This window comes from Leptolyngbya sp. AN10, from assembly GCF_050565645.1.
Lineage (GTDB): Bacteria > Cyanobacteriota > Cyanobacteriia > Leptolyngbyales > Leptolyngbyaceae > Leptolyngbya.
Genome location: NZ_JBNXVP010000007.1, coordinates 124,373 through 145,921, shown reverse-complemented (window position 1 = coordinate 145,921; position 21,549 = coordinate 124,373). Strand labels below are relative to the sequence as shown.

Sequence of the window (21,549 nt, the reverse complement as noted above, 5' to 3'; positions counted from 1 at the left end):
TAGCAACAATTCATAAACCCTTACTAGGAGGCAAAAATGACAGCAGTAACACCACGTGGGAACCTAGTAACGACAATCTCGAAGGAACAAGAATTAGTCACATTAATCAACGTCTTCAAAGTTGCTCCTGAAAACCAACAGAAGTTAGTTCAGCTACTGGTCGATGCAACAGAAGAAACGATGGCTAACCTACCTGGATTTATTAGCGCAAATATCCATGCCTCTTTAGATGGAACACGTGTGACGAACTATGCACAGTGGCGCAGCGTCGAAGACTTTCGAGCAATTTTCAAGAATCCTGAAGCGATCGCGCACATGCCTGCAATTGGCGAGATTGCAGAGTCTGATCCGGTGCTTTACGAAGTTCAGTACATGAAGCAAGCCTAGTTCACATTCACTTCTACTTCTCAATATCCTTCTTCAACATCATGGCTCTCGCAAAATCCACTCACTCACCTGCAAAATCAAATCAACGGAAGCCAAAGCAGAAATTACCTCCCGCAGTCCTCATTCGCACGATGACGCGAGTGACCGATTCGTTGGGAATGCTGCGATCGAAGCTTGTTCCTCCCCAGGCGACGATGCTGCAATTGATCACCGGATATCGCATCTCTCAAGGAATTTACGTGGTTGCAAAGCTGGGGATTGCAGATTTACTAGCAACTGGACCGAAGACCAGTCAAGAACTTGCAGCCCTAACGAGTGTTCATGCCCCGTCCCTGTACCGGGTGATGCGATCGCTTGCGAGTTTAGGCATCTTCACTGAACAGGAAAACGGTCGTTTTGAATTAACTCCCCTCGCGGCAACGCTGAAGTCCGATCATCCCAATTCGGTGCACGATGCGGCTGTGATGTTTGTTGAAGATTGGCATTGGCAGGTGTGGGGGAACTTTTTTGACTGTGTTAAGACAGGCAAAACAGCTTTAGAGCAGACCTTCGACACTTCCAATTTGTTCGACTACTTTGCAACGCGCAATCCAGAGGCAGGTCATCAGTTCGATCGAGCAATGACAAATACCTCGGTTATGGCAAATCAAGCCCTACCGATCGCCTACGATTTCGGAGCCTTTCAAACCTTGGTTGATGTGGGGGGTGGACAAGGAAGTTTTCTCGTCGCATTGCTTCAAGAATGGGATCACCTTTCCGGCATCTTGTTTGATCTTCCTTCTGTGATTGAAAGCACGCGACAGCAAGACTTACTACACGGCTTTGAGAATCGCACGACCTTAGTAGCAGGAGATTTCTTTGAATCGGTGCCTGAAGGAGCCGATGCTTATCTGCTCAAGACCATCATTCACGATTGGGATGATGTAAATGCGATCGCGATTCTGAAATCTTGCCGCCGTGCAATGAGCCGCAACAGTAAACTGCTACTCGTGGAATTAGTTGTTCCTCCAGGCAACACTCCTAGCCTCAGTAAAATGCTGGATTTGGAGATGTTAGCAGTGTTCGGTGGTGTGGAGCGAACCGAAGCAGAGTATCGATCGCTGTTGTCGAACGCAGGGTTTCAACTGACCCGAATCTATGGAACTTCTTGTCCTTGGAGTGTGATTGAAGCCATTCCTGTGTAATGCGGAGGATGTTTGAGCAGTATAAAAAGCGGCTTTGCTGCGTTGCGAGTCCGCCCGGAGATTAATCTCCGGGCTAATGGAGGAAACTCCGCTGAAGCGGACTGGGAGCACAACACGAAGTTCTTAGCCCAGTTTAGTGGGCTTCCCACGATTAGCCCGGAGATTAATCTCCGGGCGGGTGAATGCGATCAACGATTGCTTTGATCAACGATTGCTTTTCAAGCACCCTCTAAGACCAATATTGTTTTTTACAAAATTATCATGACTGCAACCCAACCAACTATTTCTGCCAACGCTCCCAAAGTCCTGCCTCATTTGCCACCTCAAATTGCTATGCTGCAAATGATCGGTGGATTTCGGGTTTCCCGTGCGATCTATGTTGCAGCGGAATTAGGAATCGCAGATTTGCTGGCAAAGTCCTCTCAGACGGTGGAAGAACTCGCGCAAGCGACCGGAACCCATCCTCGATCGCTTTATCGGGTTCTACGAGCATTGGCAAGCTTGGGAGTGTTTACCGAAGCAGAAGATAGTCAGTTCCATCTCACACCCATTGGGGAATATCTACGCAGCGATGTCTCCGATGGCATTGCTGCAACAGTGAAATTGCTCGGTGAATCGTGGCACTGGCAGATTTGGGGAAATCTCTGCGACAGCGTTCAAACGGGGCAAGCTGCATTCGATCGGCAGTACGGACAGAACTTTTTCGACTATTCTGAGCAAAACCCTGAGTTTGGCAGAAAGCACGGACCTTCCAAAACAAGTATTTCTGCGAGAGCTTCTGCATCGCTTGTAGAGTGTTACGACTTTACAAACCTGAATCAGGTTGTGGATGTTAATCTATTCGGTGGCTATGGCAATTCGCTTATTCCACTGCTCAGAGCGCATCCTCATTTGCAAGGTGTTTTGTATGATTTACCTTGCGTGATTGAATCTGCAAGACCTGCGATCGCACAAGCAGATAGAACTGATCCGACCGTCGCGATCAAAGAGCGGATTCAGCTTGTCGAAGGGCATTGTCTCGACGCGGTTCCCTCTGGAGGAGATGCTTATCTGCTCATGTTTGTGCTCCATAACTGGGACGATCTAAGAACCATCAAAATTTTGCAAAACTGTTATGCAGCGATGTCATCGACAGCTAAGCTCTTGATTGTTGAGATGATGATGCCTAAGGGCAATGATCCTTTTGTCGGTAAGTTTATTGACCTAGAATCGCTGCTGATTACGCCGGGTGGGTATGAGCGCACTGTGAGTCAGTATCAATCTTTGCTAGAAGCTGCTGGCTTTCGCATGACTCGGATGATTGCAACTCGCACAGCGAACAGCATTATCGAAGCAGTAAAAGCTTGATATCGCTACACTAGAAGAATTGGAAAGCTATTACTCACACACATCGCTCAGAAGTGCGCGACCATTAATCGTAATCGCTAAACCGATAAAGTCTGAATCAAAACTGGAAGTAAATTTGCTTCCAGTTTTTTTGTTTATTTAAACCATTCTTACAATTTGTTTGTTAATGTAATCAGTAGTTTTAGGGCAGCACAAACCACAATCGGAGCACCAACGCAGCAGCGATGTGAAAGCTCCAGGGCTTGCAATCATTTAAACCACGCAGTTTTTATACATTGCGGCTTCCTGGTTGATTACTAATTGAATTCCAAATTATTAGGAAAATTACCATGTCCACTGTTGTTCTTGACATCACGTTAGATCTTCCAGAAAACGTTGATACCTTAGATGAAATTCGGAATTTTATTCAGCAGTACAACATTCCGACGTATCAATTCACGCCAATTAGCGGTGTTGGTACTGAACCATTTACAGTGTTCCGCCAACCTGTAATTAACGAAAGTGGTGTACTGGCATTTGAAGGATTCGTTGCTCCCGATGCTCCTCCCGGCAGTATTCTGACGGGCGATGGTCAGCGAATCGATCGCATTGCTGATTTCGAGCGTGGTCTAGATATCACTTTCGGTGCCTCATTTAATGATCATGGTGTTGTTTCTTTTACAGGCAATACCTTCGGTGGGAGTATTGATGCGCCTTTAGCCGCGAGTGGAGTGTTTGTCGGGAATGGTAGTTTTTTTATGACCGTTGCCTCTCGTGACACCTTCGTTGAAGAATTTGGCAACTTTGAGTTTTTTGGACCCTCTTCGATCAACGATCGATTAGACTCGATCGATGTCGCCTTTATCGGGATCAATTCACGATTCGATGTGGGTGTCTTCTTATACGAAGGGGGACACATTAGCACGATCGCGAGTAGTCTTGGAGAGTTCGATTCGTTCAACAAGCAAATCCCTACGATCGGGGGAGATGGTCCATTCACGATTTATGCGCCGCCTGCTCTAGACGATCACGGTACGGTCTACTTTACTGCAAGTCTAGACAATGGGAAACGAGGCATCTTCGCTGGAGATGGACAGCAAATCAAAACAATCGTAGATAGTAAATTGGAGTTCGATCGCTTTAGTGCACCTTCGATTAACAATCAGGGTTCCGTTGCCTTTCTTGCTCAGCTTGATAACCATTCATCTGGTATCTATGTTCGCGACTTCAATGGCAACACAGAAACGATCGCGACATCAGATGGACCCTTCAGTGAATTCCTCTCAGATCCATCGCTCAACAATAAGGGCGATGTTGCCTTCCAAGCGACACTCGACAACGGTAAAGAGGGAATCTTTGTTGGATCAGATCCAGTGCTAGATAAAGTGATTGCAGTGGGAGATCAATTGGGGTCTTCGACAGTATCGCGATTGTTATTTGGTGGTCGAGAAGCGTTCAATGGTGCGGGACAGTTGGCGTTTGGTGCGGTTCTGGCAGATGGTACGGAAGGAATCTTCCGCGCTCAGCCGTTCCTTACGGGCTACAAGGTGCTTGCCTAGAGGACAAATTAGAGCGGCGAATTAGAACGCCAGCCGCCGCATAGTCACCTGCATGGCTGATAGAGACCTCGATCGTGATGCCTTGTTGATCACACCATTGTTTAATGCGATCGCTCAATTCAACCTTGGGACGACCATTGAGTTCGTGCCGAATCTCAACCTCTGTCCGTTCCAAAGGGAAAAATTGAGCGGTTGCTTCACAGGTGTAAAGTTCGTTGATTGCTTCGATTAAAGCTGCCTTCGCACACCAAATTCCAGCGCGTGAAGCAGCAGGATTCGCTTTTCGTGAACAATACTGGTATTCATAGTCCGAAAGAAAGGCGGTATCGTAGTCTGAAAGAGCATTTGAGCTGAACCGATGAACCTTCTGAACACTGTTTCTAACAATCAGCATGGCATATAGTAATCCCAAATTAGTTGTAAGTCGCACGATTGATCTAGCCCCCTAGCCCCCAAGTTTGGGGGAACAAGACTCTTAGCCCCCGAATTGGGGGTTCTACCGTGTACACACAAGTCGAACAATTCTTGATTCGTCGGTCATTGCCGAGATCCTTCGCCCCCTAAATCCCCCAAAATTGGGGGACTTTGACCTAGAAAAAGGTCTCCAATTCCAGAAAGGGTTCGTCCTTCAAAGTCCCCCAGAATTGGGGGATTTAGGGGGCTGAAGCCGACTGAAACGAAGCGATCCAAGACTTGTGTGTACACGGTAGGAATTGGGGGTTGGGGGCTTTCCCGAATCTTACAACTCAAATTGGATTGCTATAGTAAAGGCATAGTAAAACAGTTAATTTCGACAGAAGCAACAAGACTGACATAAGTTGTACAGAGCTACATCATGAGCTAGACAGCGATCGCAAAAGAATATGACACTCTAGAGATTAACCATTCATCTCTGTACGGTCAGTTCGATGCAAACCCATCTGAGCGTCAATTCTAAAGTTAACTTGCGCGGCTATTTTCGTCGTCCCCAGCCTAGTTCTTCCGTAAAATCGCCTCGTCCCAAGGGAGATTACTTCAATCGATATGAACGTCAATCAGGAGTTTACCGCGTTCCAGTGTCCTATGAGTCAGGACGGGCTAAATTTACGCATCACCCAAGGATAGATGCGGTTTTCAATCGGTTGCAGAAGTCTCGTCAGCTTCCTCGAATTCAGTTCCCAGTGTTGGGCAGCGATCGCATTGACACCGTAAGCTATACTTCCTCTGCTCCAGACTCTGAGGAAGGTAGTGTATGGATTAATGACACCCAGTATTTTCGGGGCATTCCTGCCAAGGTGTGGAATTGGTCTTTGGGAGGACAGCAACCTTGTCAGAAGTGGCTCCAAGCGCGGCAGCACTCTACTCTTTGCGACCATAGCATTCAGCAGTATCAGCGCATTGTGACGCTGCTTGCGGACATGATGACTCTCATGGAACAGGTTGATAGTGTACTGCAACAGCAATGATCGTAGTTAGAGGATGTTTGAAAAGTAATCGTTGATCGCCTGAATCGCCCCTCGAATGGAATTCGGGGCTATCGGAACAAAGTCTGTTGAAACAGACTGAAGCGTTCTCTATCCCTCGCTTCCAGTCCCCTTTAGTGGACTTTTTCCCGATAGACCGTGATTTCCAATCACGGGCGGAACGCGATCGCGGCGAAGAGTCTTCCCATACTTCTCAAACATCCTCTTAGAGCAATTGACCCCACAGCAATAAAAAACTACAGCAATAGAAAACAAGTAGTTGGACAATTTAGATAATTGGTGAATTTGTGGAACAGGCAAGATTCCTGTTCGGAAGAACACCCCACAATCTTATTCTGTTCATTGACTTACAAACACTGCAAAGCTTCAACCTTAAAGCAACATTTATCCATCACTGAACTATGATCACCGCCAAACCCACCTCTTCCCCGAATCAGGGCATCCCGCCCCAGGTCATGATGCTCCAAATGGCAAACGCCTATCGCACCTCACAAGCGATTCATGTTGCCGCAAAATTAGGTATCGCTGACCATCTCATCTCTGGTCCTCAGAACATTCAAGTCCTCGCAGAAGCAACTCAAACCGAGCCACGATCGCTTTATCGTCTCCTTCGCGCCCTTGCCAGCATGGGAATTTTTGCTGAAACTGAAACGGGCGAATTTGAGTTAACCCCACGCGCCGAAACGCTCATCACCAGTGCCCCCAACTCTCTGCGCGACTATGCGATCGTGATCGGTGAAGATTGGCACTGGCAGATGTGGGACGATGTTCTCTACAGCGTCAAAACTGGACTGCCTGCCTTTGACCACCAGCATCAGATGCCATTCGAGGAGTACTATCAAAACAATCCTGCGATCGCGGCTCAATTCGATCGCAGCATGGTCAGTTTGCTGGACAACGTTGACTCCAGCGTGTTTGCAGGATATGACTTTTCCCTCTTCAACACGGTGGTAGAAGTTGGAATTCCAGGAAACTATGGCAAGCTCATGGCGCAACTGCTTCAAGTCAATCCCCATCAGTCTGGAATCATTGTCGATGCTGAATCTGGACTCAATGCTTGCAAGACTTATCTGAAGCAGCAGGGTGTGATCGATCGCTGTCAATTCATCTCAGGTGATGCGTTTCAACCAATGCCCAAGGGCGATGTCTACATTCTCAAGAACCTGATTCATGACCTGAATGACGATCGTGCACAAGAAGTTCTCAAGCAGTGCTGTACAGCGATGAATCACGATGCAACCGTACTGCTTGTGGAAATGCTGGTTCCGCCGTCTAACGAACCTGCTCTCAGCAAAATTGTGGACATGGAAGCATTGATCATGTCAACCGGAGGGTATGAGCGAACAGAAGCACAGTATCAAGTCTTGTTAGCCTCAGTGGGTTTAACAGTGTCCCATGTGATTCCGACTCGCTCACCCTTCAGCATCATTGAAGCCGTCCGCACTTGAGAGGTTTTAGAACATGACACACCCTTTGAAAACTGCTTGGGTTTTTCCAGGACAAGGCTCCCAAACTGTAGGCATGGGTTGGGATCTCCTGACCACGGCAACTGCAAAAGTAAGATTCGAGCAAGCGGCAGACCTCTTGGGCTGGTCAGTTCTGGAAGTCTGCCAACAAGAAGAATTGCTTTTCCAAACGCGCTACGCCCAACCTTGTCTCTTTGTCGTTTCAGCGATCGTAGCGGAACTGAGACAGCAGCGTGGAGAAACGCCCGATCTCGTTGCAGGTCATAGTTTGGGAGAATTTGCTGCGCTGCACGTCGCTGGCGTGTTTGATTTTGAAACAGGAGTACAACTTGTCAAGCAGCGAGCTGAGTTGATGAGCAAGGTCAGCACGGGGAAGATGTTCGCGTTGATTGGGTGCGATCGCGCTCATCTAGAATGCCAGCTTCAAACCGTGTCAGATGTTGTTCTTGCCAACGACAATCATCCAGGGCAGCTTGTGATTTCAGGAGCCGAAGCCGCGATCGAGGAAGTGTTAGCTGCTGTCAAAACGCGAAAAGTTGTCCCTCTAAAAGTGAGTGGTGCATTTCATTCGCCGTTTGTTGCCGAGGCAGCCACGGTGTTTAATCAAATTTTGGCAACCGTTGAGTTTCAGCCTGCAAAAATTCCAGTGCTTTCTAATGTTGATCCGTCTCCTGCGATCGCAGTGAATGAGTTAAAGTCTCGTCTGATGCGGCAAATGACAGGTTCGGTTCGGTGGCGCGAAACAGCTTTGCGCTTGCATCAAGAGGGGATTGAAAGAGTGGTAGAAGTGGGTCCGGGTCAAGTCTTAACCAATTTGATTCAGTATACCTGTCCAGACCAATTGATGCTGGAGACAACGTGCTAATCATCCGACGGTGTTCTCCCGGTGCGTGAATCCTCTATTTCCCGCGTCGCCTTCTAACTTCATCTTGCCTGAACGGGTCTTCTGAAATTTGCGTCTTTTCAACCATTCTGTCAAGAGACAAAAAGTTTCTTTAGAATTGAAGCGATTGCAGGTTCAAAATATAGCCGTACTTATTTCGGGTAGGACACTTCTAGAAAGCCTCCCAACCCCAAAGTTTAGCAGGGTAGTTTCATTGTCGCGAAAGTCTGTCGTGCCCTCACCCCCAACCCCTCTCCCAAGCTTGGGAGAAGGGAGAAAGAGTTCCGGTTCCCCTTCTCCCAAGCTTGGGAGAAGGGGTTAGGGGATGAGGGCGACATTAATAAATTTAAGTTCCTTGAGAACCGTATTCCCTTTGTACATCCATACTCAATTGATCAAATGCACTATTCCACAGTCACACTTTTCGCCAAGTTACGCGGCTGATCCACATCTAATCCACGTCGTGCCGCGATGTGATACGCCAACAATTGCAGCGGAATCACCGTCAAGATTGGCGACAGAATTTCATCCACGTGAGGCACAGGAATCAAGGTGTCAAACGTATCCGCTGCTTCCTGTTCGTCCATAGGTGTCACTCCGATCAGTCTTGCATCTCGCGCTCGTGCTTCTTGAGCATTCGAGAGAACTTTCTCAAACACTAATCCAGGCATCGCGATCGTAACCACTGGAACTTTCGCATCCAGAAGCGCGATCGGTCCATGTTTCATCTCGCCTGCGGGATAGCCTTCTGCGTGAATGTAGCTAATTTCCTTCAGTTTCAATGCACCTTCTAAAGCGATCGGGAAATTGATGCCGCGTCCTAAGAAAATAAAATCCTGCGTTTCTGCAAAATCATGAGCAAGTTCTTCAATATAGCGCTCTTGGCTTTCGAGAATCAGTTCGATCTGGGCGGGAAGTTGGCGCAATCCATCGAGCAATTGTTCGATCGTACTCGGATCTTTAGCTTGGCGGCGGAAAGTTAGATCGATCGCTAACGCATAAAACGCCATGACTTGAGCAACAAAGGTTTTCGTCGCAGCAACACCAATTTCAATCCCTGCATGCGTTTCGATGATGTTGGGAACTAGATGACCAAGAGAACTTTCGGCGCGATTGGTGATGCCGAGCATTCGAGCTTCTAAACCTGTGCTTAATGTCGATCGACGATCTTGTTCCATTGCTAAAGCAGCGAGAGTATCCGCCGTTTCACCAGATTGAGTCACCCCGATCGTTAACGTATTCGGAGTCAGGGGCGATGCAGAATAGCGATACTCAGATGCATAGTGAACTGAAGTGGGAACACCCGCTAATTGTTCGAGCAGATATTTACCTACTAATCCCGCGTGCCAACTCGTGCCACAAGCAATGATTTGAACTTGTTGGAGATTGTTCAAAGTGCTGTCAGACAGTCCGAGCTTCACTGGAGAGCGATCGTTTGAAGCATCCCATTCGGTATCGAAATAAGCTTCTAAACAAGCTCGAACCACTCCAGGCTGCTCGTAAATCTCCTTCAGCATGTAGTGTTTGAAGCCTTGCTTTTCGACCATTACCGGATTCACATCCAACGTACGCGGCTTCTTCTTTAATCGCTGACCCTCGAAACTGTAGATTTCAACCCCGATCGGAGTCATTCTCGCAAGTTCGCCGTTCTCTAGATTCAACACGGCGCGAGTGTAGGGAATCAATGCGGGCGTGTCGGAGGCACAGTAGAATTCGCCTTGACCGAAGCCGAGAACAACGGGAGCTTGCTGACGGGCAACGATTAATTCGTCCGGATAGTCCGCGCAGATAACCGCGATCGCAAATGCACCATTCAATCGTTTCACGACCGATCGCACCGCTTCAAGTAACGGGAATTCAGCCGAAAGTTCCGCTTTGCTCAATTCTTCCGCAATCAGATGAGGAATCACTTCGGTATCCGTATCCGATCGAAATTCACAGCCACGACTTTTCAATTCCTCGCGCAGTTCACGATAGTTCTCGATAATGCCGTTTTGAATCACCGCAATCCGCATCTTCATATCCATGTGCGGATGGGCATTATACTCTTCTGGTTTACCGTGTGTTGCCCAGCGAGTGTGTGCGATTCCAGTGCGAGCCGGATTCGTTTCACCTGCAAGTTTTTCTTCTAGATTATGGAGTTTGCCTTTAGCGCGGACACAGTGAATTTCGCCATCTAGAATCGTCGCAATTCCAGCAGAATCGTAGCCCCGATATTCCAATTTCCGCAACCCTTCAAGCAGAATTCCGCTGGCTTCTTGGGTTCCGATGTAGCCGACAATTCCGCACATAGCTCACTCCTTAAACTGAAGGATTTTACCCTGCTAATTTAGCCTGAGTCTGATGAACATACCAGATAAAAAGCAGACATTTCGCAATCGGTTGACAGAAGATTTTACAAAATGATGTCTCTTGTTGAGTGATCTAGGATGGAATGTACTACATCTACGATTAAAACAAACCGATGAATCAAGCAAAACTCTGGATCGGCGTGATTGGAACACTTGTTCTGTATTGGGTATTAGTCAATACTCTGCTTTAGGATAAGAAGCGCCGCCTTCTAAGGTCAGTCAAAATGCCTCTTCAAGTCTATGGGATTCCCACCTGTGGAACCTGCAAAAAAGCGCTCAACTGGTTAGACGATCGCTCGATCGACTACACCTTTGTCAATACGAAAGATCACCCTCCATCCCCGACTGAACTCAAAGATTGGGTCTCCACTTTAGGAGCAAAATCGATGCGAAATACGTCTGGGCTGTCTTATCGTGCGTTGGGGGAGGAAAAACAAACTTGGACAGAGACACAATGGATCGAGGCATTCTCAAAAGACGCAATGCTGATCAAGCGTCCATTATTTGTTAAAGATGGAACAGCGGTGTCTGTTGGATTTAAAGCAGATACCCTGGAGCAAGCCCTGAAATAGATTGGAGATTTACTATGGTGTCACGTGCGAGAAATGTGTTAGGCGAAGAACTACAAAGCTGTTGTCGATCGCCGATCACTGGATACTATCGCGATGGATATTGCAGCACTGGAGCCGGAGATACTGGAATTCATGTGGTCTGTGCTCAATTGACCGAGGAATTTTTAGAGTTCACCAAGTCAAAAGGCAATGACTTAAGCACCCCGAAACCGCTGTATGATTTCCCAGGATTGAAACCGGGCGATCGATGGTGTCTGTGTGCCGCTCGTTGGAAAGAAGCGCTTGATGCGGGGGTTGCGCCTCCGGTTGTACTAGCTTCGACTCATGCAGCCAGCCTGGAATATGTCTCACTGAGTGACCTTAAGCAACATGCAATTACTGAGTAGCGATCGTAGTTTCTAAATTGTGGTTAAAGAATAATTTCGAGCAGTATCCTTAAGTACTTTGTGGCGAAAAATGTCTTCAAGTCTTAGGGAGAATGTTCGGTTATGGTTTTACCCGGAGTGTGCCAAGCCGCAGCAGCAGGAATGGCTGCCCTTCAACTGTTTTATAGTCCGACGACTGGCTTGTGGAACTCGACAGGCTGGTGGAATGCGGCAAATGCACTCGAAACCACGATCGATTATTCACGGCTTACCAACCAGCAAACCTATCACCGCATCATTGCAAACACTTACGAAAAGCAGAAAAAGACGAAGTTCACTGAAGCAGAAGTCTACGACGATCAAGGTTGGTGGGCACTCACTTGGATTAAAGCCTACGATTTGACAGGCGAGAAGCGCTATCTCGATACTGCTAAATCTATCTTTAAAGATATGACCAAAGGTTGGGATTCAAAGTGTGGCGGCGGTATGTGGTGGCGGAAAGATCGTCAGTACAAAAACGCAATCACCAATGAGCTATTTTTTACAGTCGCGATCCGATTGCATCAACGCACTGTGAATGATTACGGTAAAGGAAGTTACATCGATTGGGCGAAACGCGGTTGGACTTGGTTAAAGCAGTCGGGCATGATCAACCGCAAAAACCTCGTCAACGATGGACTCGACGATCGCTGCCGCAATAATGGACAACCCACTTGGACATACAATCAGGGCGTTGTGATTGGGGGATTAGTTGATTTATACACCAGCACGAAGGATAGTTCTTATTTGAAGCAGGCGAATGCGATCGCGAATGCTGCAATTCAGCACCTTTCCAAAAATGGCGTTCTGCGCGAAGTGTGTGAACCGAACTGTGGTGAAGATGGACCTCAGTTCAAAGGGATTTTTATTCGCAATTTGGCTTATCTGCATCAAGTCTCACCAAATTCGCGATATCGAGATTTCATTGTGAAGAATGCGTCCTCGATTTGGGCAAACAGTCGCAACGATCGACATCAGTTTGGATTGATTTGGGGTAAGCGATTCGATCGAGCCGATGCAGCCCGTCAAAGTTCCGCGATCGATGCTTTGAATGCAACAATTCCGTTTGATTCTTGTGTGGCGAAAGCGAGTGAAACTCCAAAAATTACCAGCCCTTTATTTTCAGCGGTTCAGCCTGAAGTGCAACAGCCTTGGAAGCCAGTTCTATCGATGATGGTCGGATCTGAATCGAAAGGGATCATTGGCTATTAAACGATAAAATACCGACACTGAGAAAGTGAACTGAAATGCGATCGCTGTATTTTTTGCTGCCTGGAACTGGAAAGCGTTTTGCCTGTGGCGGATTGTGGGCAGAACTCAAAGCTTTTGAATTGGCAAAACAAATTTGTCCAGCAGAAGTTGTCACCTATCGGCAACGCGAGAAAGACACACTGTTCTTGGATGATGTGCTTCAGCAACAAGATTTGAACAATGTGATCTTTGTGATGAGTTGGGGGTTTGATGTTGCAAAGTTAGCAAAGCGATTAAAACACTTTAATGCGATCTATCACGCGCATAGTTCGGGCTATGGATTTACATTGCCATCGAGTGTTCCGATCGTAACAGTGAGCCGCAATACTTTAGGCTATTGGGGACAGCTTTCACCGAATTCATTGATCTACTATCTCCCGAATCAAATCTCAGATGAGTTCAATGTGCAAGGCTTAAATCGCGACATTGATGTTCTGATTCACACGAGAAAATCTTCTGAATATCTATTAAATCAATTGATTCCCGCGCTTCAAAAACAGTGCAATGTGAGAGTAATCGATAGTTATGTCGATAGTCTTGCAACTTTGTTTAATCGAACTAAAGTGTATCTTTACGATTCGGCAGAATATTGGGCACAGCAGCGGGTGAGTGAAGGATTTGGACTGCAACCGATGGAAGCAATGGCGTGTGGGTGTCAAGTGTTTTCGAGTGTGAATGGTGGATTGTCTGACTATCTAGATCCAGGCTTTAACTGTTACAAAATTGCAGGTTATTCGACCGAGTTTGATGTGCAGCGAATTTTGAGAGCGATCGATACTTCAAAACCGCCCTTACCGAGCAGTTTCTTCGATGAATATCGCGCTCCAAATATTCTCGATCGATTCGAGGTGATCCTACGCGAAGTTAATGAATTCTTTGACCATAAGCAATCGCATCCAGCCACGATCAAACCATTAACGCGATCGCGGTTAGCCCAACTTGCTGTCAAACGAATTCTCACAAAAGTGCAGAAAAAATTCGGACAAAATATCTAATCTTTCGTTTCCGCGTCCTTGAGAATAATTTGATCTGTCCAATCGGGGAGTTTTTCCACCCGACTGAGGACTGCCATCGAAAAACTGACAACTAATAAACTTCCAACGATTGCGAGTAGCGGAGAATGTTTCGCAATCCCAGAATCCCTTAGAATACGAGCGATCGGGCGACTTTGCTTTCTAAGCTGCTGACTTGATAATTTCTTTGTGCGGAACGGGTCGCGGACATAATGACCGCTAAGACTGACCACTAGGCGCGATCGACAATGAGGACACGTCAACAAACCGCCAACCGATTTGACAGACGGCAATCCTCCGGTACGATGACAAACCGGGCAACTATCAGAACCGCGATCAAAGGTATCAGCATTCATTAGACAACGGAAAGCAGTACAACTAAAGGGCGGGTCGCTAAAGGCGCTTTTCTAAATGAAGCAATCTGAGGCAGAAATTAAAGATCGAAATTTTCAAAGGGCAGATCAATTTAGTTATAACCAGTTTACTCGCGATCTTTATCACCATTACGATCGATTCGGCAAAATCGCTGAATCTTCATTCTTCCGAGTCCTCATTTCTGGACATTAAAGGAGTTCGTTCGAGTCGCTTTACTCCTACCAGAGTCAGCAAAGTTAATAAAGTTCCCAAAACGGTCAATTCCCAGAGTCCGGCTCCTGCGGTGATTCCTAGGGCGGCTGTGACCCAGATCGATGCAGCCGAGGTTAATCCCTTCACCTCTTGATTTTTTCGGTTCGGGCGCGATCGATGCAAGATTTCTCCAGCCCCTAAAAATCCCACACCAGCCGCGACTCCTTGGATCGTGCGACTCACACTATCAACTGAACCACTGACCTCGATCGGAACCAAGACAAACATTGCCGCTCCAAGGCTGACTAGCATGTGAGTTCTCAGTCCTGCGGATTTGCGTTGCTGTTGACGCTCCCACCCGATCGCGCCTCCTGCCAGTAAAGCAGAACCTAATCGAACAATCAGCCCGCCCCAGTTGTGTATATCGATCGCGTAATTTGCCATATTTCCTAGCACTAAATAGCCGAGTTAAACGTGAGAAAGTTGATGTTTTGTATTGTCGTTTCTTCTGATAGAAATTAGATTGTTTGATGGTATACAAAATAATTCATCCATCTGTAGAAAGCATTACCAAATTTAACAGGTTGCTATAGGGAACTCCACCCGCAAAATGGGTAAGTTTCCGATGGCAAAGACGGGGATCATCTCTTATGCTTGAAATAGGGTCGAGTGTGACGACCAAACACAGATTTGCCTCTATTCAAATAACGGTTAAATTCCATGCCTGAATGTCCTTGCTGTTCAGAAAAATTATTGCGTCACGTTCGCCACGGGAAAGTGTATTGGTTTTGCACTCATTGTTGGCAAGAAATGCCGAATTTAGAAGCCATTATTTGTGATGCCGCATTAACACCCAAAGAAAGAGTTCCAGCTAAAAAAGTTGTACTAACCTAATGAGTGATGACTTTGGGATCTGAGTATGGCTCTAGGAAGGATGGTGGATGGGAAATGGACAACGGATTGGAACGAACGCGATGAAAGCGGAAAGTTCAATCGCACCCCCACCAAGTTTCGCGATCGTATTACAGCAGACGGCTCTAGCGGGTTTCAAGCCGCATCCGGTAGATATCATCTCTACGTCTCGCTGGCTTGTCCGTGGGCACACCGAACGCTGATCATGCGATCGCTGAAAGGATTAGAAGAAGTGATCGGTTTGTCGATCGTCGATGCAGTTTTAAGCGATAAAGGTTGGTTTTTCTCAGAAGAACCCGGTGCAATTCCTGATTCTGCAAATCGCACAGAGTACTTGCAAGAAATCTATCTCAAGGCAGATTCAAAATACACGGGACGAATCACGGTTCCGGTGCTTTGGGATAAAGAGAAACACACGATTGTTAACAATGAATCGCGTGAAATTATTCGGATGTTTGACACCGAGTTTGGTGAATTTTCAAAGCAGGACATTGATCTGTATCCAGAAGCGCTAAAACAGCAAATTGAGGATACGATCGATAAGATTTACACCCCGATTAATAACGGAGTTTATCGATCGGGTTTTGCCACTTCTCAGGAAGCTTACGAAGAAGCAGTAACAGAACTATTTGAGAATCTAGACCATTGGGAAACGGTGTTAGGTCAACAGCGCTATCTGTGCGGAAATCAACTCACAGAAGCGGATATTTGTATGTTTACAACGCTACTGAGATTTGATTCGGTTTACTATAGCCACTTCAAATGTAATGTGCGCCGAATTGTTGATTATCCGAATCTGTGGAACTATCTCAAGGAGTTGTATCAACATCCGCAAATCAAGCCCACTTGCAATTTAGATCACATCAAACGGCACTATTACATGAGCCAAACTCAGATTAATCCGACGCGGATTGTCCCGATCGGACCTGAGCTTGACTTTGAAGAAAACCACGATCGAGATCGATTCAACTAATCAAACGTTCAAAATCTTGAGTTGATGATAGTCTGTTGCTGCGATTAAGTCCGCCCGGAGGTAAATGCTCCGGGCTAATAGGGGAAAGGAGGCTTTAGCCTCCTCAGAGCCTGTTTGAAAAGTATAGAAAGTCATTTCGCTACGATGTCCTCTCGCCCCGGAATGGAATTCGGGGCTAACAGCACGAAGTCCACTGAAGGGGACTGGGAGCCGATTTCAGAGTCTTGAGTCCCGTTTACTGGACTTCGCACCGTTAGCGCCGACTTCTAGTCCGGCGCGAGTGAATGTGTCCGAACGGCTACTTTTCAAACGCCCTCTCAGACAGCGGTTTCAGCCCTCTTTAGAGGGGTTCCCTCGATTAGCCCGGTGGTTCAGCGCCGGGTGAGTTCACGGATGAACGATTACACCAGAATTCACAAACTTTACTAATCAAACCAGCTAGAGTCTGGCTCAGTTGAGGAGACAGGCGCATTTGGAAAGACAGGATGGGCAAGCGCAGCGGCTTGGCGCTTTCTGATAATCTCCTGATGGTTTCTAAGGTCTGAATCATCCCTTGGCGCTTTCGGGAGTGCTTTAGGAGCTAACTTGCTTTCCGATTGCTTGTCTTTGAAGGTTTGATTTTCTTCGGTTAGCTTTTGATTGGAGTTCGCAAGCTGTTTGTTTTCTTCGATCAATTTTTGATTCGCTTCAGCCAGTTTCAGTGCGTCTTTTTGAACCTGGTCGAGTTCTGATTGAAGATGAGCAGTTTTGTCGGATTGCTCAGCTTGTTTGAGTTGCGATCGCAGTTGAGCCAGTTCTTCTGCGTGTTGCAATTTCTCCGCAATCAGTTGCTTATTTTCTTCGGATAGTTTGAGTGCCATGTGCTGAGCTTCTTTTAACTCAGCTTGCACTTGATTCGACTGATCGAGATGAGCTTCAAACTTTTGGACGATCGACGTATGCTGCTCAATTTGAGTTTGCAAATGTTCGATCGTATGTTGAAGCTGTTTCTCGTTTTGTTGCGAATGTTCTAATTCATGTTTCAAATCGTCAAGATGCGACATCAGATCAGTGTGAGGTGTGGAATCTGGCGCGATCGCTGGAGTGTTGCCATTTTGAGTGGGCGTTTTTCGCTGTCGTTGCGTTGCCATTGTGGGTCACTTGAGTTCCTACTTTCAACCCTACACCCGATTTGAAGAGACTCATACGGATGTTGACGAATCTTTGCTTGAGAGTTTCTGAAGAAAATGTGTACAGCCCATTGATGGATCAAACATGTGCAGTTGAAAATGGCGCGAAAGTTCTTCGCAAACTTTAATCCCTCGAACACTGTTTCCGTGACTATCAAGTAATGGAGAAAATACGGCAATTCCAACCTGATTCGGAACGACTGCAAGAATACCACCGGAAACGCCGCTCTTTGCAGGAATGCCAACATCATAAGACCACCTTCCTGCATAAGTGTACATGCCACATGTGTACATTACAGATAGGATATCGCGAATATATTCAGTACTGACTGCGCGATCGCTAGTAATTGGATTAATTCCTTTATTTGCTAACGTTCCCGCCATCACTGCGAGATCATGAGAATCTACTAAAACTGAACACTGCTGAAAGTACAAATCTAATTCTTCATCAATATTTTGTTCAATCATACCGAAGTGGTACATTAGATGCGCCATTGCACGATTTCGATGTCCGGTTGTACGTTCAGACATGAACACAGAAATATCAATATAAACATCATGTCCGATGTAGTTCCGAAACATTTCTAGCAATCGATTGACTCGCTCAGTTGCGTTTTCTCCTTTAATTAAACTTGTGGTTGCGATCGCGCCTGCATTTACCATCGGATTGTCCGGTCGCTTCGAGTTCTCATCCAATCGAATAATCGAATCAAACGGATCGCCTGTTGGTTCCACTCCAACTTTTTGCAGTAATACTTCTCGTCCCCGATCTTCTAGTGCCATTCCATAAGCGAACACTTTCGAGATCGATTGAATCGTGAACAATTGACTCGAATCTCCGACTTCAAACACTTGCCCATCAACTGTTACGACACTAATACTGAACCAATCGGGATCAGCTTTCGCCAATTCTGGAATGTAGCTGGCAACTTTACCATCCTTGAGATTTCGATATTTGAGGTACAGTTCTTCTAGGAAGGCTTGAAATGGATGAGTCATTCGTTTAGAGAGACGCAGCAAGACGATAGTACCTTATGTTTCAAACGACGCGACGACGATTGGCACTTTGGTATACCACCGTGACAGCAGTATTGCTGTTTGTGTTTGCCAGTGGGGTTTATTTCTATGTTCGATCGACCTTAATCGAACGAATTGACGATACGTTGAATCATGTTGCTGAAGTAGTTCAGCGATCGCTGGTGATCGAAGCGAAAAGCGATCAGGTCAGTGTTAACGTCGAAGCAAGTTTCCGCGATAATTCGATTTCGCTCGAAGATGATCACATTGATATTGAATGGTTCGATCCGAATGGCAATCAACTGTGGTCAACGTTTGCAGAACCATTATCTGTTCCATTGCATCTCAATCAAGATGGCGAAACAGTTCATGTTTCGGATACACAGCTTTTGAGACAAGTGACAGAGCGCATTCAGATCGGACGACGGGTTCTGGGCTATCTACGAGTGAGTCATCCTTGGTTTGAAGTCACCAAGCCTGCTCGTCAGCTAATTCTAGACCTCAGCATTGGAACTGCCACGATGATCGGGATTGTTGCGGCGATCGGGTGGTTTCTCTCAGGACTTGCCATGCAGCCGATTCGCGAATCCTATCAACGGTTAAAGCAATTTACGGCAGATGCGTCTCATGAATTGAGAAACCCGATCGCGATTATTCAAACAAATGTTCAAGTTGCACTTTCTGATCCAAATCCAGACCCGCAAACACAGCAACAGCATTTACAAGTGATTGAGCGCTTAACTCGACGGCTTGGAAAGTTAGTTGATGACTTGTTGTTTTTAGCTCGGCAAGATAGTGGAATAGTACAACCGCAACGAAGCGCGATCGAGCTTGATGAACTTCTCGACGAAGTGCTGGAAGAACAAGGAATGATCGCCGCAGAGAAAGATATTTCACTTTCGTTCAAAGTCGATCGCAGTTTGGAATATTGGCTACAAGGCGATCGCGATCAACTATCGAGACTCTTTACGAATCTGATTAGCAACGCAATTAAGTACACTCCAGAGAATCGAGAAATTACAGTAGAACTCTCGCAATCGAAATCGGGCTTACAAACGAAAGTGATTGATACTGGAATTGGAATTCCTGAAGATGCGATCGCGAATTTATTCGATCGATTTTACCGCGTTGATCCAGCAAGAACGAAATCAACAGGTGGATCAGGATTGGGATTAGCGATCGCACAAGCGATTACCGAAAATCACAATGGACAAATTCAAATCGAGAGCCAAATCAACCAAGGGACAATCGTTACGGTCACTCTTCCTCAATCCCAAGTAGAATTAGCTTAATTTCTGGTAGTTGGTTATGTCTACGATCGCTCAACTGATTATTCGTCGATCGTCGATCGAGATTCCCATTTGGCAAACTGCAACTTGGGGAGATTATCTTGCTTGTTGCAAAACCGCAGAAATCGAACAACCTGACCATTTCAAAATCTACTTCGACCAAGGATATTTGTTCGTCGATATGGGATGGGAAGGAATCGATCACGCCAGAGTTAGAGAACTGATCACAATGCTGATTGCATTCTGGTTTAGTCAACATCCTGAACAATCTTTTGACTGTCTAGGCGGCTGTATTCTCGAAAAGCCAAACCAACGTGCTGCCGCTCCTGATCAAGTTTTGTATGTTGGTAGTGATTCCCCTCGCTGGCAAGAAGGCGAACCGCGACGCATTAATCTAAGACAGTGGCGAGTTCCGAACTTAGTCTGCGAAGTCGGAGATACTACTTTGGCGACTGATCTAGATGAGAAAAAGCAAATCTATGCAGCTTTGGAAATTCCTGAGTATTGGGTGATTGATGTTTCGGGCGCGAGAGTGATCGCGTTTCAGTTGCAGGCAGATGGCAGATATCAACAATGCGATCGCTCAATTGCATTAGCAGGATTGTCGATCGCATTAGTTCAACAAACTCTTTCCCGTCTCACTTACGAAACGAATGGAACTGCCGCTCTGTGGTTTGTTCAGCAAATCTCAAACCTGTAATAGCTCTGCTTCGGGTTCTTCCTGCCAACCTGTTTGGGAGAGTCGATCGATAGTTTTTTCCAATAATTCTAAGCCTTGATTCACATTCTCGATCATGCTCAACTGTCCGCGCAGTTCTGCCGCGCCTGCAAATCCTTTCGAGTACCAAGTCATGTGTTTGCGGGCTTGACGAACGCCTCGATCGCCTTTGTATTCCCACAACATTTGGAGATGATCACGAGCGCATTCTAATCGCTCGATCGGGGTCGGTTTCACTTTTTCTTCTCCGGTCTTGAGGAAATGATCAACTTCGCCGACTAAGAAGGGATAGCCCAATGTCCCACGCGAACACATTACGCCATCTGCTTTGGTGAATTCCAGGCATTTCACAGCGGATTCGACTGAGAAAATGTCCCCGTTAGCAATCACGGGAATTGAGAGAATTTCTTTGACTTTCGCAATCCATTCCCACTTTGCAGGACCGTTGTAGCCTTGAGCGCGGGTGCGTCCGTGAACGGTGATCATTTTCGCGCCTGCGTCTTCCATTCGTCTCGCAAAATCAAGAATGGTGATTTCTTTTTCTGTCCAGCCGATTCGGGTTTTGACCGTGACGGGAACATCGACTGCATTGACGACCGATCGAACAATTTCCTCTGCCAATTCAGGCTGTCTCAACAACGAAGAGCCGCCGCCATTCTTCGTAATCTTGTTCACAGGGCAGCCCATATTGATGTCAACGGTGTCTGCACCTTCCCCGACTGCTTTTTGAGCCGCTTCAGCGAGGAAATCTGGGCGACAATCAAACAGTTGAATGCTGATCGGACGCTCATTTGGATCAACTTCCATCAAAATCGGCAACTCTTTGACGTAGTGCAAACCCGTTGCATTCACCATTTCGGTGTACATCATCGAATCGGGCGCATGACGACGCACTAACCGCCGAAATACTAGATCCGTCACGCCCGATAGCGGAGACTGCAACACGCGGCTTTTCACCTCGAAATCTCCAATCTTCAGAGGTGCAGCGAGACGGGTTTGCAAATCGGGAGGCAGAATCAACATAGCAAGAGAAACGAACACGCAA

The 21,549-nt window shown here is 46.6% G+C and carries 22 protein-coding genes; 15 read left to right on the top strand and 7 right to left on the bottom strand.

Annotated elements, in window-relative coordinates; translation table 11 throughout:
• Nucleotides 1–36: 36 nt before the first annotated feature.
• The 4 genes from ACQ4M5_RS12360 to ACQ4M5_RS12345 all read left to right on the top strand — a co-directional run bounded on the left by ACQ4M5_RS12360 (nt 37) and on the right by ACQ4M5_RS12345 (nt 4,456).
• Nucleotides 37–387 carry an antibiotic biosynthesis monooxygenase family protein gene (locus tag ACQ4M5_RS12360; protein WP_430675919.1) on the top strand — a complete coding sequence of 117 codons (351 nt, stop codon included), beginning with the start codon at nt 37–39 and terminating at the stop codon, nt 385–387.
• A gap of 41 nt (nt 388–428) precedes the next feature.
• Entirely contained in the window at nt 429–1,571 is a 1,143-nt protein-coding gene (locus tag ACQ4M5_RS12355) for a methyltransferase (RefSeq protein WP_430675918.1), read from the top strand.
• A 261-nt stretch (nt 1,572–1,832) separates the two neighbouring features.
• Nucleotides 1,833–2,918, top strand: coding sequence for a methyltransferase (locus tag ACQ4M5_RS12350; RefSeq protein WP_430675917.1), 1,086 nt, complete (start codon nt 1,833–1,835; stop codon nt 2,916–2,918).
• A gap of 329 nt (nt 2,919–3,247) precedes the next feature.
• Nucleotides 3,248–4,456: a DUF7453 family protein gene (locus tag ACQ4M5_RS12345; RefSeq protein ID WP_430675916.1), complete on the top strand. Its 1,209-nt coding sequence runs from the start codon at nt 3,248–3,250 to the stop codon at nt 4,454–4,456.
• Here the strand turns inward: ACQ4M5_RS12345 and ACQ4M5_RS12340 are convergent.
• Nucleotides 4,431–4,886: a holo-ACP synthase gene (locus tag ACQ4M5_RS12340; protein ID WP_430675915.1), complete on the bottom strand. Its 456-nt coding sequence runs from the start codon at nt 4,884–4,886 to the stop codon at nt 4,431–4,433. The two genes, ACQ4M5_RS12345 and ACQ4M5_RS12340, sit on opposite strands and share 26 nt — an antisense overlap.
• A gap of 478 nt (nt 4,887–5,364) precedes the next feature.
• Between ACQ4M5_RS12340 and ACQ4M5_RS12335 the strand changes: the two genes are divergently transcribed.
• The 3 genes from ACQ4M5_RS12335 (at nt 5,365) to fabD (ending at nt 8,250) form a co-directional block, all read left to right on the top strand.
• A complete protein-coding gene (locus ACQ4M5_RS12335) occupies nt 5,365–5,901 on the top strand; it encodes a type ISP restriction/modification enzyme (RefSeq protein ID WP_430675914.1) in 537 nt (178 codons plus the stop codon).
• Nucleotides 5,902–6,320: 419 nt separating this feature from the next.
• Nucleotides 6,321–7,367 carry a methyltransferase gene (locus ACQ4M5_RS12330; protein WP_430675913.1) on the top strand — a complete coding sequence of 349 codons (1,047 nt, stop codon included), beginning with the start codon at nt 6,321–6,323 and terminating at the stop codon, nt 7,365–7,367.
• Between the two features lie 13 nt (nt 7,368–7,380).
• Nucleotides 7,381–8,250 (top strand): ACP S-malonyltransferase, encoded by an 870-nt coding sequence (fabD, locus tag ACQ4M5_RS12325; protein ID WP_430675912.1) that lies wholly within the window; start codon nt 7,381–7,383, stop codon nt 8,248–8,250.
• A 422-nt stretch (nt 8,251–8,672) separates the two neighbouring features.
• Here the strand turns inward: fabD and glmS are convergent, their stop codons facing one another.
• On the bottom strand, nt 8,673–10,559 hold the full coding sequence (glmS, locus tag ACQ4M5_RS12320; RefSeq protein ID WP_430675911.1) for a glutamine--fructose-6-phosphate transaminase (isomerizing): 1,887 nt from the start codon (nt 10,557–10,559) through the stop codon (nt 8,673–8,675).
• Nucleotides 10,560–10,843: 284 nt separating this feature from the next.
• Between glmS and ACQ4M5_RS12315 the strand changes: the two genes are divergently transcribed.
• The 4 genes from ACQ4M5_RS12315 (at nt 10,844) to ACQ4M5_RS12300 (ending at nt 13,841) form a co-directional block, all read left to right on the top strand.
• Entirely contained in the window at nt 10,844–11,191 is a 348-nt protein-coding gene (locus ACQ4M5_RS12315) for an arsenate reductase family protein (RefSeq protein WP_430675910.1), read from the top strand.
• 14 nt (nt 11,192–11,205) lie between these two features.
• Nucleotides 11,206–11,577, top strand: a complete 372-nt coding sequence (locus ACQ4M5_RS12310) for a DUF2237 family protein (protein ID WP_430675909.1) — start codon at nt 11,206–11,208, stop codon at nt 11,575–11,577.
• Nucleotides 11,578–11,679: 102 nt separating this feature from the next.
• Nucleotides 11,680–12,807 carry a glycoside hydrolase family 76 protein gene (locus ACQ4M5_RS12305; protein ID WP_430675908.1) on the top strand — a complete coding sequence of 376 codons (1,128 nt, stop codon included), beginning with the start codon at nt 11,680–11,682 and terminating at the stop codon, nt 12,805–12,807.
• 35 nt (nt 12,808–12,842) lie between these two features.
• Nucleotides 12,843–13,841, top strand: a complete 999-nt coding sequence (locus ACQ4M5_RS12300; protein ID WP_430675907.1) for a glycosyltransferase — start codon at nt 12,843–12,845, stop codon at nt 13,839–13,841.
• Here ACQ4M5_RS12300 and ACQ4M5_RS12295 read toward each other — a convergent pair.
• Both ACQ4M5_RS12295 and ACQ4M5_RS12290 read right to left on the bottom strand, forming a co-directional pair.
• A complete protein-coding gene (locus tag ACQ4M5_RS12295; protein WP_430675906.1) occupies nt 13,838–14,215 on the bottom strand; it encodes a hypothetical protein in 378 nt (125 codons plus the stop codon). The two genes, ACQ4M5_RS12300 and ACQ4M5_RS12295, sit on opposite strands and share 4 nt — an antisense overlap.
• 178 nt (nt 14,216–14,393) lie before the next feature.
• Nucleotides 14,394–14,870: an MgtC/SapB family protein gene (locus ACQ4M5_RS12290; RefSeq protein WP_430675905.1), complete on the bottom strand. Its 477-nt coding sequence runs from the start codon at nt 14,868–14,870 to the stop codon at nt 14,394–14,396.
• 276 nt (nt 14,871–15,146) lie between these two features.
• On the opposite strand from ACQ4M5_RS12290, the gene ACQ4M5_RS12285 reads away from it, so the two are divergent.
• The gene (locus ACQ4M5_RS12285) at nt 15,147–15,320 is read left to right on the top strand and encodes a hypothetical protein (protein ID WP_430675904.1); all 174 of its coding nucleotides are present in this window, start codon (nt 15,147–15,149) and stop codon (nt 15,318–15,320) included.
• 25 nt (nt 15,321–15,345) lie between these two features.
• Nucleotides 15,346–16,311 (top strand): glutathione S-transferase family protein, encoded by a 966-nt coding sequence (locus tag ACQ4M5_RS12280; RefSeq protein WP_430675903.1) that lies wholly within the window; start codon nt 15,346–15,348, stop codon nt 16,309–16,311.
• A gap of 425 nt (nt 16,312–16,736) precedes the next feature.
• Here ACQ4M5_RS12280 and ACQ4M5_RS12275 read toward each other — a convergent pair whose 3' ends face one another.
• Entirely contained in the window at nt 16,737–17,441 is a 705-nt protein-coding gene (locus ACQ4M5_RS12275) for a hypothetical protein (RefSeq protein WP_430675902.1), read from the bottom strand.
• Nucleotides 17,442–17,492: 51 nt separating this feature from the next.
• Nucleotides 17,493–18,479, bottom strand: coding sequence for a glutaminase A (gene glsA / locus ACQ4M5_RS12270; RefSeq protein WP_430675901.1), 987 nt, complete (start codon nt 18,477–18,479; stop codon nt 17,493–17,495).
• Between the two features lie 35 nt (nt 18,480–18,514).
• On the opposite strand from glsA, the gene ACQ4M5_RS12265 reads away from it, so the two are divergent.
• Nucleotides 18,515–19,789: a sensor histidine kinase gene (locus ACQ4M5_RS12265; RefSeq protein ID WP_430675900.1), complete on the top strand. Its 1,275-nt coding sequence runs from the start codon at nt 18,515–18,517 to the stop codon at nt 19,787–19,789.
• Between the two features lie 16 nt (nt 19,790–19,805).
• On the top strand, nt 19,806–20,486 hold the full coding sequence (locus tag ACQ4M5_RS12260) for a Uma2 family endonuclease (RefSeq protein WP_430675899.1): 681 nt from the start codon (nt 19,806–19,808) through the stop codon (nt 20,484–20,486).
• Here the strand turns inward: ACQ4M5_RS12260 and dusB are convergent.
• On the bottom strand, nt 20,475–21,527 hold the full coding sequence (gene dusB, locus ACQ4M5_RS12255; protein ID WP_430675898.1) for a tRNA dihydrouridine synthase DusB: 1,053 nt from the start codon (nt 21,525–21,527) through the stop codon (nt 20,475–20,477). The two genes, ACQ4M5_RS12260 and dusB, sit on opposite strands and share 12 nt — an antisense overlap.
• Nucleotides 21,528–21,549: the final 22 nt, after the last annotated feature.

Coding starts and splice junctions, on each gene's coding strand:
- ACQ4M5_RS12280 (WP_430675903.1), top strand. CDS start 15,346: ATGGCTCTAGGAAGGATGGTGGATGGGAAATGGACAACGGATTGGAAC.
- ACQ4M5_RS12350 (WP_430675917.1), top strand. CDS start 1,833: ATGACTGCAACCCAACCAACTATTTCTGCCAACGCTCCCAAAGTCCTG.
- ACQ4M5_RS12330 (WP_430675913.1), top strand. CDS start 6,321: ATGATCACCGCCAAACCCACCTCTTCCCCGAATCAGGGCATCCCGCCC.
- ACQ4M5_RS12310 (WP_430675909.1), top strand. CDS start 11,206: ATGGTGTCACGTGCGAGAAATGTGTTAGGCGAAGAACTACAAAGCTGT.
- glmS (WP_430675911.1), bottom strand. CDS start 10,559: ATGTGCGGAATTGTCGGCTACATCGGAACCCAAGAAGCCAGCGGAATT.
- ACQ4M5_RS12335 (WP_430675914.1), top strand. CDS start 5,365: ATGCAAACCCATCTGAGCGTCAATTCTAAAGTTAACTTGCGCGGCTAT.
- ACQ4M5_RS12260 (WP_430675899.1), top strand. CDS start 19,806: ATGTCTACGATCGCTCAACTGATTATTCGTCGATCGTCGATCGAGATT.
- ACQ4M5_RS12345 (WP_430675916.1), top strand. CDS start 3,248: ATGTCCACTGTTGTTCTTGACATCACGTTAGATCTTCCAGAAAACGTT.
- ACQ4M5_RS12300 (WP_430675907.1), top strand. CDS start 12,843: ATGCGATCGCTGTATTTTTTGCTGCCTGGAACTGGAAAGCGTTTTGCC.
- ACQ4M5_RS12355 (WP_430675918.1), top strand. CDS start 429: ATGGCTCTCGCAAAATCCACTCACTCACCTGCAAAATCAAATCAACGG.
- ACQ4M5_RS12360 (WP_430675919.1), top strand. CDS start 37: ATGACAGCAGTAACACCACGTGGGAACCTAGTAACGACAATCTCGAAG.
- ACQ4M5_RS12315 (WP_430675910.1), top strand. CDS start 10,844: ATGCCTCTTCAAGTCTATGGGATTCCCACCTGTGGAACCTGCAAAAAA.
- ACQ4M5_RS12295 (WP_430675906.1), bottom strand. CDS start 14,215: ATGAATGCTGATACCTTTGATCGCGGTTCTGATAGTTGCCCGGTTTGT.
- ACQ4M5_RS12275 (WP_430675902.1), bottom strand. CDS start 17,441: ATGGCAACGCAACGACAGCGAAAAACGCCCACTCAAAATGGCAACACT.
- ACQ4M5_RS12290 (WP_430675905.1), bottom strand. CDS start 14,870: ATGGCAAATTACGCGATCGATATACACAACTGGGGCGGGCTGATTGTT.
- glsA (WP_430675901.1), bottom strand. CDS start 18,479: ATGACTCATCCATTTCAAGCCTTCCTAGAAGAACTGTACCTCAAATAT.
- fabD (WP_430675912.1), top strand. CDS start 7,381: ATGACACACCCTTTGAAAACTGCTTGGGTTTTTCCAGGACAAGGCTCC.
- ACQ4M5_RS12285 (WP_430675904.1), top strand. CDS start 15,147: ATGCCTGAATGTCCTTGCTGTTCAGAAAAATTATTGCGTCACGTTCGC.
- ACQ4M5_RS12305 (WP_430675908.1), top strand. CDS start 11,680: ATGGTTTTACCCGGAGTGTGCCAAGCCGCAGCAGCAGGAATGGCTGCC.
- dusB (WP_430675898.1), bottom strand. CDS start 21,527: ATGTTGATTCTGCCTCCCGATTTGCAAACCCGTCTCGCTGCACCTCTG.
- ACQ4M5_RS12265 (WP_430675900.1), top strand. CDS start 18,515: ATGTTTCAAACGACGCGACGACGATTGGCACTTTGGTATACCACCGTG.